This is a genomic window from Paenibacillus sp. BIHB 4019 (assembly GCF_002741035.1).
Classification (GTDB): domain Bacteria; phylum Bacillota; class Bacilli; order Paenibacillales; family Paenibacillaceae; genus Pristimantibacillus.
In genome coordinates this window covers 5,914,853-5,930,078 of sequence record NZ_CP016808.1, presented here as the reverse complement: position 1 = coordinate 5,930,078, position 15,226 = coordinate 5,914,853, and the positions used below count along the sequence as shown (strand labels likewise).

The window sequence follows — 15,226 nt, the reverse complement described above, 5'->3', positions numbered from 1 at the left end:
TATGGCTGCGGCAGCGTTGCTGCACACTAAATTCCGATTAAATAAAGGAGGGTAAAATAATGAGGATACTTGGTATTAGCGGCGGAATCGATTTCCCTCATGAGGACGGGTTTGTCACGACCATATTGAATTCAGAGGTTCATGATGCTTCTGCCGTATTAATTGAGGACGGGCAGGTGGTTGCGGCCTATGAGGAAGAACGTTTGAATCGGATTAAGCACTCAGGGAAGCTGCCGATTTTATCGATTCGCCGTTGTTTAGAGCTGGGTGGCATACGTTTGGACGATGTGGATAAAATCGTCTTTTATTGCGAGGAAACCCAGTTTAAATATGAAACGACTACCCATCGGCATAAGTATCGGCAATTTCCGTACAGCGATCCGAAGGCGTGGATCGTTGAACGGCTGAAGCAATTTTTTGATACGGATTTTAAAAAAGAGAATGTTGTATTTGAAAATCATCACTACTGCCATGCTGCGAGCGCCTATTATATGTCCGGATTTGATGAAGCACTCGTCGTTACAATCGATGGCGCTTCATTGGAAGGCAATGCTGGAATTGTGCTCAATGCTGAAGGGAATTCGCTCAAGCCGCTAAGCCATATTTCCAACGATGACAGCTTAGGTGCCTTTTATACACAGATTATCGAATTTCTAGGCTATACGACTCATGATGAATATAAAGTAATGGGGCTCGCTCCATATGGAGATCCTGCCAAATTCAGAAGGCTGTTCAAGAAAGCGTTTACGCTGTTTCCCGAGGGGAAATTCCGGCTTAATAGAAGCTTCTATTATGTGCTTATGGATTCAATATCGAACCCGCGGCTAAAGGGCGAGCTGTTTACCCAAGAGCATAAGGACATCGCCGCTTCGCTTCAGGAGGCGCTTGAGAACGTTGTCATGCATATGCTCACCCATTATCAGCAGGCGACTGGGCGAAAAAAGCTGTGCATGGCTGGTGGCGTAGCGCACAACTGTACGCTAAACGGAAAAATTTTGTATTCCGGCTTATTCGACGAGGTGTTTGTGCAGCCTGCCGCCCATGATGCGGGCAATGCGCTGGGAGGAGCACTGCTGCAGTCCCGCAAGCTGGCTCCAAGCACACAGACGGAAACGCTGCGGCATCTCTACTGGGGAAGCGCCATTCAGAACAATGATCGCGTGCTGGATATTTTGAAGCAATGGGAGCGGTTCGTTACCTACCGCAAAGCGGATCATGTTGTCGAAACTGCGGCTAAGCTTATTGCGGAGGGAGCCGTTATCGGTTGGGTGCAGGGACGCTCGGAGTTTGGCCCACGAGCGCTAGGCAACCGGAGCATCTTGGCTGATCCGCGTCCAGCGGAAAACAAAAGCATTATTAATGCAATGGTGAAAAAAAGGGAGGGCTACCGGCCGTTTGCCCCTTCCATATTGGAAGAGTATGCAGACGATTATTATGTGCTGCCTCAGACGAAAGCCCCCTACGCCTACATGAATTTCGTGCTCAAGACAAGGGAGGACAAGCAGGAGCTGCTTGGCGCGGTTACTCACGTTGACGGCACGGCGCGCATTCAAACGGTATCTCGTGAAACGAATGAGAAGTACTGGCACTTAATTGATGAATTCCGCAAGCTGACGGGAGTGCCGGTGCTGTTGAATACATCGTTCAACAACAATGCGGAGCCGATTGTTGATTCAGAAGAGGACGCCATTGTCAGCTTCCTGACAACAAATATTAACACCTTGATTATTGGAGACTACATCATCGATAAAAAAACGGTCGGCAAGGAAGAATTTTTGAAGTTTGTGCCGAAGCGGCCGCTTAGTTCGGAGCTGAAGCAGTCGGTTGGCTATACAGCCGAAGGAAGCAAGAAAACCGAGTACGGAATACGCCTCCACTTCGGAGATAAATACAAGACTGCGTTATCGGAAGAGATGTATCGGCTGCTAGAGCTAGCCGACGGGGAGAAGACGCTGGCAGAGCTGGTTGAGCTTGCAGGCTGCGGCAATAAGACCGAAGAGGATGTCGTAGATGAATTGATAGCATTATGGTCTTTGCGGCTCATTTATTTACGGCCCTTTGAGACAGTTGCTTTAGCCACAGTTTGAAGGATTGAGTAAAAGGAAAAGAAGGAAAACATAGTAAATAGAATAGATAGGAGGATGAACATGCTAGTATTAGGTCTTAATGGCGGCATAGAATTGCCGCATGAGGATTTGAAGGTGTTTGGCTACGGCGGAATTGCGCACGACTCTGCTGCTGTTCTTATTAAAGACGGGGTGGTAATCGCCGCCTCAGAGGAAGAAAGGCTGAACCGGGTGAAGCATACCGGCAAGGCTCCGCTGCAAACGATCCATTTATGCTTGAAGCGGCTCGGCATTACATTCGCGGATATTGATAAAGTTGTCATTACGACAAGAGAGCAGGAGACTAACCTGCTAGTCCGGGATGAGTTTTTCTATCGCGATTCCTTGCACAAAAATACGAGAGAGCTGCTGGTAGACTTCTTTCACCAGATTGATGGGACGAAATACGACCCGAATAATATCGTTTTTGTTGACCACCACATCTGCCATGCAGCCAGCGCGCATTTCATGTCCGGCTTTGACCGCAGCTTGACGGTTACGATTGATGGAGAATCTCAGGAGGGCTACGCCGGCTATATTATAAGCGCTGAAGGAACGAGCTTCAAAATTCTTGACCGGATTACCAATGAAAATAGCCTGGGCTCCTTCTATATTTCAGTTATCCGCATGCTGGGCTATCACCAGCACGATGAATACAAGGTAATGGGACTCGCGCCGTATGGCGATGCAAGCAAATTCAGACGGATGCTGAGAAAAGCCTACGTCCTGCTTCCCGAAGGCAAATTCAAAATCAATTTGGCTTGGTCTACCGCGCTGTTCGATTTTATGACGCCAAGAAAGAAGGGCGGGCCAATTACTCAGGAGCATATGGATTTGGCCGCATCCCTGCAGGAGGCGCTCGAAACGATTGTCATGCATATGCTGACGCATTATCAGCAGGCAACCGGACATACGAAGCTTGCGATGGCAGGCGGTGTAGCGCATAACTGCTCTATGAATGGAAAGGTACTATATGCTGGGCTTTTCGAAGAAGTTTTCGTACAGCCGGCTGCACATGATGCAGGCAATGCGCTGGGCGGCGCCTTGTTCGTATCCAATAAATTTGCGCCTGACAAGTCGCTGGAGAAGCTGCAGCATCTCTATTGGGGGAGCGAAATTCAAGGCAACGACGGCCTGGAGCAAATTTTAAACCGCTGGGAACGTTTCGTCAGCTTCCGCAAGGTGGATAACATCGCTGAAGAGACAGCGAAGCGAATTGCGGATGGGGCCGTGTTCGGCTGGGTTCAGGGGCGCTCCGAATTTGGCCCGCGCGCGTTAGGTAACCGCAGCATTCTTGCTGATCCTAGGCCGGCGGAGAACAAGAGCATTATTAACGAGATGGTGAAGAAGCGTGAGGGCTATCGGCCGTTTGCGCCATCGATTTTGGAAGAATACGTGGGCGACTATTACGAAATGCCGCAGACGAAAGCGCCTTACTCGTATATGAATTTCGTGCTGATGACTAAAGAGGATAAGCAGCCGCTGCTTGGAGCGGTTACCCATGTGGATGGCACGGCGCGCATTCAAACCGTATCCAAGGAAACGAACGTGCGGTATTGGGAGCTCATTAATGAATTCCGCAAGCTGACCGGGGTGCCGATTTTGCTGAACACGTCGTTCAACAACAATGTTGAGCCAATCGTAGACTCGGAGGAGGATGCCATCGCAAGCTTCCTGACGACGAATATCCACTACTTGGCTATCGGCGATTATATGGTGGATAAGAAGGAAGTTGATAAGGCCGATTATTTGCATATGGTGCCGACGAGGCTGGTCAATTCCGAATTGAAAAAATCGATCGGCTATTCCGCTGACGGGACGAAACGCACGCTTCATGAAGTCCGGCTTCATTTTGGCGATAAGTACAAAAAAGCGATACCGGAGGAAATATTCCTTATGCTTGAGCATTCAGACGGCCAAAAATCGCTGGATGAGCTTGCCGATGAGCTGGGCGGCACCACGCTGACGAAACCGGAAATAGCAGAGCATTTTATTGAGCTTTGGTCGCTCCGTCTCGTTCATCTCAAACCATCCGAGCGCGTAGTAGCCCTCTCGGCTAAGCAGTAAGGCAGCAGGATGAAGAAGCTGAAGCTGCTTGCCTTTCCTTTTGCCGGTGCCTCGTCTATGTACTACTACAAGTGGAAAAAACATATTTCTGACCAAATCGATTTCGTGCCTGTGGAGCTTGCAGGCAGGGGCGCCCGGCCAAGAGATCCTTTGTACCATACCTTTGATGAGGCGATTGAGGACGTGTATAAGCAAATTGACAGCATTATAGACGATGGGCCTTATGCTTTTTTTGGCCATAGCATGGGAAGCATGCTGGCCTATGAATTATCGCATAAGCTGAGGGAGCAGCAACGCCATGACCCTACGATGATTTTTGTATCCGGCAGATGGGCTCCCCATATCCAGAGACCGGATTTGGTCAATCCAAGCACGCCAGACGATCAGCTTAAAGAGCGTCTGCTGGAGCTGGGAGGAACATCCCCGGAGCTGTTTGAAAACCCGCTGCTTGCGGATGCTTTTATACCGATATTGCGTGCCGATTTTTATGCAATGGAGTCCTATGTTTATGACAGCAGCAGAGAGCCGTTGTCCATTGCCATTAATGCGATGACAGGCGTGAAAGATTGGGATGTCAACAAGCGCGATTTTGCTGAATGGGGCAAGCACACGACTGGCGAATTTTCAGTTCACAAATTTATGGGCGGTCATTTTTATATTAATGACAGCTTTGATACGGTCATTCAGCATATTAATCGCACATTGCTTGGCAGTGTGCACGAAGCCAGAGCATAAAGCCTTGCGCTGAACCTATAAAACGAATGGGGGTGAGCCAGCGGTTATGGACAAGCACCGGCTCATGCATCAAATTTTCGCAGCAAACCGTGAAATGGTTGACCGGGGAATCACATTTATCAACGAGGCAGACGAGGAGGAGTTTGTCTCCTACCGCCAGCTGTACGAGCGTTCATTATGTCTCCTTCATGATTTGCGTCATTACGGGGTACAAGCAGGACACGAGCTGTTATTGCAAATACAGGATAATCGGCTGTTTCTTGAAGTTTTCTGGGCTTGCATACTGGGGCGGATTATCGCCGTCCCGGTAACCGTAGCCACCAATGATGAAACGAAGCTGAAGGTTTGCAAGGTGTGGGGCAAATTAAGCACCCCGCATTTTATGGGCAGTGAAGCGACGATGAAGGGGATGGCTTCATTCGCAGAGGAGCAGCCAGAATTTGCTCCTAGCGTGGACGCCATTAAAAGTAGATTCATCGACATTGCTTCCTTAAAAGGAGAGAGCAGCGCGGATCTGATGGAGGCCGAGCCGGATGATATCGCATTTATTCAATTCTCTTCTGGATCGACGGGCGATCCGAAGGGCGTTGTGCTGACCCATAGCAATGTGATGGCCAACGTCGCTGCCATGCAGAAAATATGGCATATCGAGGCTGGCGAACGGGTATTAAGCTGGATGCCGCTTACGCATGACATGGGATTAATTGCGATGCATCTATTGCATGCCTTTACACAATCCTCGCAGTTTATTATGCGGACGAAGCTGTTTATTCTTAACCCGCTGCTCTGGATAGAGAAGGCGAATAAACACCGCGTTAATAGGCTGTACAGCCCTAATTTCGGCTATAAATATTTTTTGGCCTTTTACGATTCTGAGCATGACTACGGCTGGGACTTATCTGGCCTTTCCTGCCTTTGCAACGGCGCCGAGCCTATTTCAACGGAAATTAGCGAGCGTTTTATGGAGCAGCTAGCCAAATATAATCTCCCGCAGACGGCCATGAGGCCGGCATACGGGCTTGCAGAGGGAACGGTTGGCGTATGCTTTACCCCGCAAAACGAGCCGTTCAAGTATGTGGCTGTGGACCGGAGATTTCTTCGGATTGGAGAGACCGTTCGTTTGCTTAAGCGAGGTGAAGCGGGCAGCCTGCTCTATGTGGATGTAGGCGGTCCGATTGAAAGCTGTGAAATCATGATTGCTGATGAGCACGGCAGCCCGCTTCCGATGTCCACAGTCGGTTACATTTTCATTAAAGGGCCGAGCGTCACCAGAGGGTATTACAACGAACCAGAAGCTGCTGAAAGGCAGGCAGACGAGTGGCTGAATACAGCGGATATTGGATTTATGCTGAATGGGCGGCTAATCGTTGTCGGAAGGGCAAAGGACATTTTGTTCGTCAACGGGCAAAATGTTTTCTCCCACGATATTGAGCGAGTGGCAGAGGAGGTAGACGGGGTCGAGCTTTGGAATGTGGCAGCCTGTGGAACGGGTGGAACGACTGCGGATACGGAGGAAGCGTGCCTGTTCCTATTGTACAGAGGTAAAAATCTGGAGGCGTTCTGCGAGCTTGCGAGCCGAGTTAAGCAGCATATTCACCGGAAAATGGGCCTCTTTATCGACCATGTAATCCCTGTGAAATCGATACCTAAAACAACGAGCGGAAAAATCCAGCGCTATAAGCTGGGCGAGCAATATACAAGCGGGCAGTTCGATTCCATCATTCATGACATGGAGACCATCAAGACCAAACAGGCTGCCTTTGAAAATACCGAGCAGATGCTGCTGAGGCTCTGCCAGGACTTGCTCGGGCGGGAGCTCGGTGTTCACGACCATTTTAATGAGAGCGGAGGCAATTCGCTTATTCTCACCCAGCTTTCCGATGAGCTGGAAAAATGGCATGGCTTCAGCGTATCCGTTCCTGACCTATACAAATATCCGACGATCGCTAAGCTGACCGCATTTATCGACCGCGGCGGCAGTCTAAGCCTGCCGTCCGTTGGTATGGATGAAGCCTACTTTAACAAGGAGGGCAGCCAGGGCGTTTCAGCCTTTGAGGCTGAGCTGGATAGCGAAACATGCAGGGTGCTTCAAGCGATAGCCGATGAGGCAAAGACGGACCTCAAGCATGTCCTGTTGTCCGGCTTTCTCTATTTGCTGAAGCTGGCATCCGGTGAGGGTATGATTCATGTTCAAGTGGCGGCTGATGAAAATCAGTTCCGCTCTCTGACCATCGATTTTGCCGGGGTGGATTCCTTGGAGACGCTAATGGTGCTCGCTGCCACGAAGCTGGAAGCCCGCAGCGGCAATGGCGATGGCGTTGAATCCGTCTATGCCGCTAAAGATTTGGATCGCATTCAACAAAGTGAGGAGCTTCGGATTTTGCCGCTTTTCGTTATTCATGCTGATGGCTCATCCACGCAAGGCCAATGGCTCGAAGTGTTTGATCTTGTGATCGAGCTCGCAGAATACGATGAGCAAGTCGAGGTGCTGTGCGGCTTTAACTCGCGAAAACTGAAGGAGCACAAAATAAAGGAGCTTTTTACCCAATACATGCTGTTGCTCGCTGACATCGTGGAAAATAGCGATAAGGTTTCGGTCTAGCGAACCGCTGAAGAACAGGGGGATGAAGTTGAAGACGAAATCGCCGGATTTGACGCAATTGCGTCTAAGAAGCCAGGACGAACTGCCAACGGCAGCGATAAAGGAAGTGAGCAACCATGACATTGCCATCATCGGCATTTACACACGTTTTCCAAATGCCCGCAATACAGAGGCATTCTGGCAAAATATTAAAAATGGGGTAAGCTGCGTCACGAAATTTCCGGAAAAGCGCCGGGAGGATGCTGATCGGTTTGTCCGATTTTCGGGTAAATCGGAAATCCCCTACTCCAACGGCGCCTATCTGGAGGATATCGACGCATTTGACTATTCTTTTTTCAACATTCCGCCCAAAGAAGCGTTATTGATGAATCCTCGCCAGCGTGTGTTTCTGGAAGCAGCATGGAATGTGTTTGAAGATGCAGGATATGGGCCGCAGCAGCTGGCAGGCAGCAATATCGGGGTGTATGCCGGACATATTGGAGACGTTGAAAGCTATGTATACCGGGAGATGATTGAAGCTGTTGATCCTTCTTTGATATCAGCAGCGATGCCGGGAAATTTGTCTTCCATCATTCCGAGCCGTATCTCCTACTTGCTTAACCTTAAAGGGCCAAGCATGACGGTGGACACCGCGTGCTCCTCCTCGCTCATAGCTGTTGATCTGGCTTGCCAGGCGCTTCGCAAGGGAGACTGTGAAATGGCGATTGCTGGCGCAGTCCGCATTAACCTGCTTCCGCAAAACAAAAATCATGCGAAGCTGGGTATCGAGTCTACGGACGATGAAACCCGCGCCTTTGATGACGAAGCCGACGGATCGGGAATGGGAGAAGGCGCAGCCGTTGTTCTGCTTAAGCCTCTTAGCAAAGCTAAGCGGGACGGCGATGCCATCTATTGTGTCATTAAGGGCAGCGCAGTGAATCAGGATGGCGCTTCCATGGGAATTACAGCTCCAAATCCGTCCGCTCAAACAGCCGTTCTAAATAAGGCTTGGAAGGAAGCGGGCATTGATCCGGCAACGCTTGCCTATATCGAAACACACGGTACGGGGACAAAGCTGGGTGACCCGATTGAAATTGAAGGAATAAGCAAAGCGTTCGCAAAATATACGGACAAAAAACAGTTCTGCGCTATCGGGTCCGTGAAGACGAATATCGGCCATCTGTATGATTGCGCAGGAATAGCGGGGCTCATTAAAGCCGTGCTGGCACTAAAGCACCAGCTGCTTCCGCCAAGCATTCACTTTAAAACGCCGAATAAACAAATTCCGTTTATTGATTCGCCAGTATACATAAACACGTCGCAGAAGCCATGGGCTCAAGGAGAGGCGCCAAGGCGCTGCGGTGTCAGCTCATTCGGCTTGTCCGGTACCAATTGCCATGTTGTGCTGGAAGAATATATCGCTCAGCCCGCGAACGTTGATCAGGTGGCTGGCGCGCCAGAGCAGCCTTATATCATTCCGCTATCGGCAAAAAGCGAGGAAGCGCTGCATACGCTGCTTCTGCATATGGACGAATATTTTGATGGAGCACATTGGGCCAGCCTTAAGGATATTAGTTATACGCTGGCAGCAGGACGCGATCACCATCCGATTCGTTTAGCTATTGTCGCTTCAAATATCGCGGATCTGAAAGGGAAGCTAAAGCAGTTAATCGCACAGCGGCAGCACTTATCCGGCTTGGATGCTTCCTGGTTCACTTACGGTACAGCGAAGCCGGCAGGCGATCATACTCCTTTCGTTCAGCTAGCGGAGCAGCTTGTCAAACAGTTGAAAACCGCTGCCGAACTTGAGCGCCCAGTGCTGCTACAGCAAATCGCAGAGCTGTACACCGCTGGGGCAGCCATTGGATGGTCCGCTATGTACAGGGGAAGCCGGGCGAAAAGGGCGCATATACCCGTTTACCCGTTTGAGAGGAAGCGCAGCTGGCTGCAAATCCCCGAACGTGCGCCTGCTGAACGCACAAACGCACTCTATTACACGATGAACTGGATAGAGGAAGCAGCGGATCAACCCGCCCGCGCTATGCGGGGAGAAACGGTCATTATTTTGGGCGAATGGCAGCAGCTTACCCAGCAGCTAGAGGAGGAAGGCGTTCATTGCATACAGGTTAAACGGGGGACACACTATCAGGTGGTTAGCCCGCAAGCCTACATGATCAGCGAGAAAGAGGAAGATTACGACAAACTGACGGAAGCACTTAAACATGTGAGGTTTACGAAAATATTGCATCTGCTTTGCTGCAACGGGCCCGATGGGATGATGTCGGCGGAGCAGCTAAGTGAAAGGCAAAGCTTAGGTGTGTACAGCTTGTTCCACTTGACTAAAGCGCTCCTGAGTGCCGGCGTTGGGCATAAGCATGAAATCATTATCGCAGCCGACTATGTGAACCGGGTTACCGGTGAGGAAGCGTGCTTGAAGCCAGAAAACTCGCCATTGTTCGGCTTGGGTAAAGTCATTGGCATTGAATATCCGCATATTACTTGCAGAGCAATAGATATGGATGCTTCGACAACTGCCCGCGAAGTTATTTCGGAGCTTGGCCGTAACAAAACGACCTATCAAATCGCTTATCGGGATGGCAAGCGTTTTGCAGAAATAATGGAAGAGACCGATGTAGAGCAATTGCCCGATGATCCCGTTTCCATTAAGGAGGAAGGCGTTTACGTCATTACAGGCGGCGCCGGCAACCTCGGGCTGCTTACGGCCAAGCATTTGGCGTCCAAAGGGAAAATAAATGTGGCGCTGTTAAACCGCTCCCCGCTGCCGAAGCAGGAGGACTGGCCCTCGTATTTGGAGCAGGATGGCGGATCACGGCTGCATGACACTATTAAGAAGCTGCATGAAATAGCTGCCACTGGAGCACAAGTGGAGTGCATCTCGCTTAACGTCACCTCCTTGGATGAAATGAGCGCCACCATGGAGAGGCTGCGGCAAACGTATGGGAAAATAAACGGCGTCATTCATGCGGCGGGCGTAGCGGGCAGAGGGTTTCTCATCCGCAAGGACACAGCCGTATTCGAGGAAGTACTTAACCCGAAAGTGATGGGCACTTGGATTTTAGATAAAGTAACGGAGCAGGATGATCTCGACTTCTTTGTATTATTTTCGTCAGGCGTGGCGCTTGTTGGCGAAATGGGGCAAGGCGATTATACAGCTGCAAACTGCTATCTTGATGCTTTTGCTGATTATAGAAGAAAGCTCGGCAAGCCCGCTCTTTCCATCAACTGGGTCGTTTGGGATGGGGCGCGAATGGGAGAAGGAACGAGTGAAACGATCGACAGCATTTTCAAAACGCTGCCTGCAACGTTAGCGCTCCAAGGCTTCGATAAAGTCGTCAGCAAGGATATTGCCCGTGTATTAATTGGGGAAGTAAACACGTCTAACCCGAGCGGTTTGGAGCTGTTCAGCAAAGATGTCTTCCATTTGCCAGAAAAGCTGCGAGCTATCATGTTTAGTGACAGCAGCAGTGAGCAGGCTGTTCAAAGCAAGCCGCTGCCCATGCAGGAAGCGAAGGTGAAGCTGTTAGGCAGCAAAAACGGCTCCTACTCCGAAGTGGAGCAGACGCTGGCGGGCTTGTACCGGGAAGTACTTGGTTACGAGGAGCTGAGCATCCACGATACGTTCTTCGAGCTAGGCGGGGATTCGGTGCAGCTGCACCGGCTGCATAAGCTTGTCGAGCAGCGTTACTTGGGACAAACCTCCATCGCCGACTTGTTTGCATACGCTTCAATAGCCAAGCTGGCGTCATTTTTAACGAAGGAAGATAACAAAGCAGTCAAGCGCCATGCCTCTGCTGCACATGTTCCTGCTGCGCATGATGATGATATCGCGATAATCGGAATGTCCGCGCTGTTTCCAGGAGCGGATACGGTTGACCAATATTGGACGAACATCAGCAATGCCGTAGATTGCACGGGGCCTATCCCGCAAGAGCGGCGCGCATACGCAGAGGAATATCTGGCAGCTATTGGGCAAGCTCCAGATGGACATCCCGGTTATATGGACTGCGCGTTTGTAGAAGGTATCGACGAGTTTGATTACCGATTTTTCCGAATATCGCCCAAGGAAGCGAATTTGACGGACCCTTGCCAGAGGGTGTTTATGCAGAAGGCATGGCATGCCATTGAGGATGCGGGGTATGGGGGAGACAAGCTGCGCGGCAGCCGAACCGGCATTTATGTCGGGTTTGCCAACATTATTCGCGATTCGTATCAGAAGATGCTCACCGATGTGGACCCCGTCATGATGTCGGAAGCCATTGTCGGCAACGTATCAGCGATGCTTCCAAGCCGCATTTCCCATTTGCTGGATTTGAAGGGGCCGACCATGGTCGTGGATACCGCCTGTTCCTCCTCCTTAGTTGCTGTGCATTTGGCGAGCAATGCGATCCGGGGCGGCGACTGCGACATGGCGATCGTTGGAGGCGTCAAGCTGTTTCTCATTCCGTTTGACCATGAGCATAACAAAATCGGTATTGAATCCACAGATGGAAAAACACGCGCCTTTGACGCCTACGCCGATGGCTCAGGCAGCGGCGAAGGGACAGCGGCCATTATACTCAAGCCGCTTAGCAAAGCCAAGGCGGATGGCGACCATATCCATGCCGTTATTAAGGGGAGCGCCATTAATCAGGACGGCGCATCTATGGGCATAACCGCGCCAAATCCAGCAGCACAGACGGACGTTATTACGCGGGCGTGGGAGAAGGCGGGCATTCATCCAGAGTCGATTGCCTTCTTCGAAGCGCATGGCACAGGGACAGCGCTTGGCGATCCAATCGAATTCAGCGGGCTGAAGCAGGCAATCGAGACTTATACGGACAAAAAGCAGTTTTGTGCAATCGGTTCGGTCAAATCAAACATTGGCCATTTGAATGAAGGGGCTGGAATGGCTTCCATTATAAAAGCTGTCATGGCGCTCAAGCATCGCGAAATACCGCCGACCCTTTACTTCCAAACGCCGAATCCAAAAATCGACCTGCAGGATTCACCGTTGTTCATCAACGCCCAATCAAGAAAATGGGAAAATGATGAGCAGCCGATGAGAGGCGCGATCAGCTCCTTTGGCCTAAGCGGCACGAACTGCCACATGATTATTGAGGAGTACAGACCGGAAGCCGCTGCACCGGAACAGGCAGAGGAGCCGAAAGCTTCGGCTCAATTATTGACCTTGTCCGCAGCTAGCAGAGGGTCGCTTATAAGGTTGGCAGGGCAGTATGCCAGTCGCTTTGTGGATGGCAACGTCGGATCACTTGCTAATATTTGCTATACGGCGAATACGGGAAGAGGACATTATTCCCATCGCCTCGCCCTGATCGTCGCCGATGCGGCTGACCTGGCTAGAAAGCTGAAGCTTTTGGCCGAGCAGGAAACCTTTAGCCCGCTTCCGATGGAGGGTGTTTATTACGGAGAATACCGGGCGGTAAGCGACGAGCGCAGCATTCGGAACCCAGGCGACATTACAGAGGCGAGAAAAAGCGAGCTCAGTCGAGAAGGAGAACAAGCCGTCTTGGCATTGGAAAATACGCCGGCGCTGGCGCTGGACCGTACCGAAGCGTTACAGCAGCTATGCCAGCTTTATGTACAGGGTGCAGATATCTCGTGGGAGCAGTTCTATGCGGAACAGACCCACGGCAAAGTTCAACTGCCAGTTTATCCGTTTGAGAGGACGAAATGCTGGGCGGAGTTTCCTAAGTTTGCGAAGCAAACTTTGCTCAAGGCAGCTTCCGCTGAGGCAGCTGCTGCTGCTGATATGAAAAAACAGCCATCCGCCTTTACGATGAGCTGGAAGCAGCAGGCGAGGTTAGCCGTTTCTGCGGCAGAGCCCGCTGCTGGTGTGACGGTAATCGTCAAGGACAGCGAAGGCTTTGCTGAGCGTTTGGCCAGCGAGTTAAGAGATCAGGGCAGGAAGGTGCTGTTAGCGGAGATTCCTGATTTGTCCGCTGCAGAAGAGATGGGTGCGATTGAAGCAAAATGGCTGGACCGTTATAGTCAGCTATTGCAGGAGGAAGCGGAGCAAGGCATTGCTCGAATCATTCATTGCGGTAGCCTGGCGGGGAGAGTCATTTCCAGCATAGATGAGCTGAAAGCAAGCCAGCAAAGAGGCGCTATGAGCTTGTTCCTGCTGATGAAGGCATGGGCAGCCTGCGGCTTCGAGCACGATACGGAAGTCATTGTAATGACTGAAAATGCCAGCCGCATTACGGGGGAAGAACGTCAGCTCCGACCGGAAAATGCACCGCTGCTTGGGCTAGCCAAAGCCCTTTCCAAAGAGCATGCGAATATACGCTGCCGCAGTATCGACATGGACGGAGAGGTGCAGCTGGATGAGATTTTATCTGAATTATCGGTAAATTCAGACGCCAGACTCGTAGCTTTTCGAAACGGTATTCGCTATGTCGAGTTGTTAGAGCCATGCAGCAGCCTGAATGAGTCCAGCAGCAAAGAGCTGACCGTTCAAGCCGGAGGCGTCTATTTGATAACGGGCGGTACAGGCGGAATTGGCCTTGAAACGGCAAAATGGCTAAGCCGCAAAGGCCGCATAAAACTGGTGTTAGTCAATCGCTCTGAACTGCCTGATCGGCCGGTATGGGATAGCATTTTGCTGAACCACGAGGATCGTAAGTTATGTGAAAAAATCGCGAGCATTCGGGAGATCGAAGCCGGCGGCTCAGAAGTGATTTTGTATCGATGTGATGTATCCCATTACGATGAAACCGCAGCCATGCTGGAACACATCCGGCTAACGCATGGGGAAATCAAAGGAATTGTACACGGCGCAGGAATTGCCCGCACCGAGTCCATAATGGAGAAAAGCTTGGATACGTTTGAGCAAGTCATTCGTGCCAAAATCTACGGCACATGGCTGCTGGATCAGCTGACTTTGCAAGATCGACTTGATTTTTTCCTTATGTATTCCTCTATTGCAACGATGTTCGAGACTGGCTATCAAAGCGACTATCTTGCGGCAAACGCCTACCTCGATGCTTATAGTTCGGCGCCATCAAGCGACGGAAGAAGAAGATTGACGATCAATTGGACGACATGGCGAGACAAAGGGATGGCTTCTGATCACAATTTTCAGGCGGATACCATTTTCAAAACGATACAGGCTGCCCGGGCGATGGAAGAGCTGGATGCTGTATGGCAAACGCGACAAAGCAACGTACTGATCGGGGAGTTGAATTTGGAGAGCAGAATGGCGTTATGGCTGCATAATTATGAAATTCAATTGTCCGACGACATTACGGCAAGCCTGGATGCGCTGAATGAACGTTTGGCGCAAGCGCCGGAAAGATCATCCAAATCTGCCGGATACGCAGCGGTTAAGCTGATTGGAAGCGAGCATGATGCGTTCAGCGAGACCGAGCGGCAGGTCGCTCAAACTTGCAAAGGGGTGCTCGGATTTTCCGAGATCGACATCCACGAAAGCTTTTTCGAAATGGGTGCTGACTCGCTCATGATTCGGCAGATTTATCAGAAGCTTTCACAGCTTTACACCGAAGAGGTTGTCATTACCGATATGTTTGAGTATCCGACGGTTCATAAGCTGGCTAAGCATATCGAACGGCGACAAGCAGGGGTGGTCGCAGCAGCTGCTCCAGTAAGCAATCGGACGGCACTGCAGGATGACGAATTAAACCGGATGTTTGACGAGCTTGATAATGGGGCGCTCGATCTTGAACAGGTGCTCTCCAAGCTTGGCTCCAAAGAGAGGTGA

General features: G+C 50.8%; 5 protein-coding genes. All 5 read left to right on the top strand.

Annotated elements, in window-relative coordinates; all coding sequences use genetic code 11:
- The first annotated feature begins 59 nt into the window (after positions 1 to 59).
- The 5 genes from BBD42_RS25640 to BBD42_RS25620 are packed head-to-tail and all read left to right on the top strand — an operon-like array spanning position 60 to position 15,226.
- Positions 60 to 2,087, top strand: coding sequence for a carbamoyltransferase family protein (locus BBD42_RS25640; protein ID WP_099520472.1), 2,028 nt, complete (start codon positions 60 to 62; stop codon positions 2,085 to 2,087).
- Positions 2,088 to 2,147: 60 nt separating this feature from the next.
- Positions 2,148 to 4,172, top strand: coding sequence for a carbamoyltransferase family protein (locus tag BBD42_RS25635; protein ID WP_172455628.1), 2,025 nt, complete (start codon positions 2,148 to 2,150; stop codon positions 4,170 to 4,172).
- A 9-nt stretch (positions 4,173 to 4,181) separates the two neighbouring features.
- The gene (locus BBD42_RS25630) at positions 4,182 to 4,907 is read left to right on the top strand and encodes a thioesterase II family protein (RefSeq protein WP_099520470.1); all 726 of its coding nucleotides are present in this window, start codon (positions 4,182 to 4,184) and stop codon (positions 4,905 to 4,907) included.
- Between the two features lie 46 nt (positions 4,908 to 4,953).
- Positions 4,954 to 7,509 (top strand): non-ribosomal peptide synthetase, encoded by a 2,556-nt coding sequence (locus BBD42_RS25625; RefSeq protein WP_099520469.1) that lies wholly within the window; start codon positions 4,954 to 4,956, stop codon positions 7,507 to 7,509.
- A gap of 28 nt (positions 7,510 to 7,537) precedes the next feature.
- Entirely contained in the window at positions 7,538 to 15,226 is a 7,689-nt protein-coding gene (locus BBD42_RS25620) for an SDR family NAD(P)-dependent oxidoreductase (protein WP_172455627.1), read from the top strand.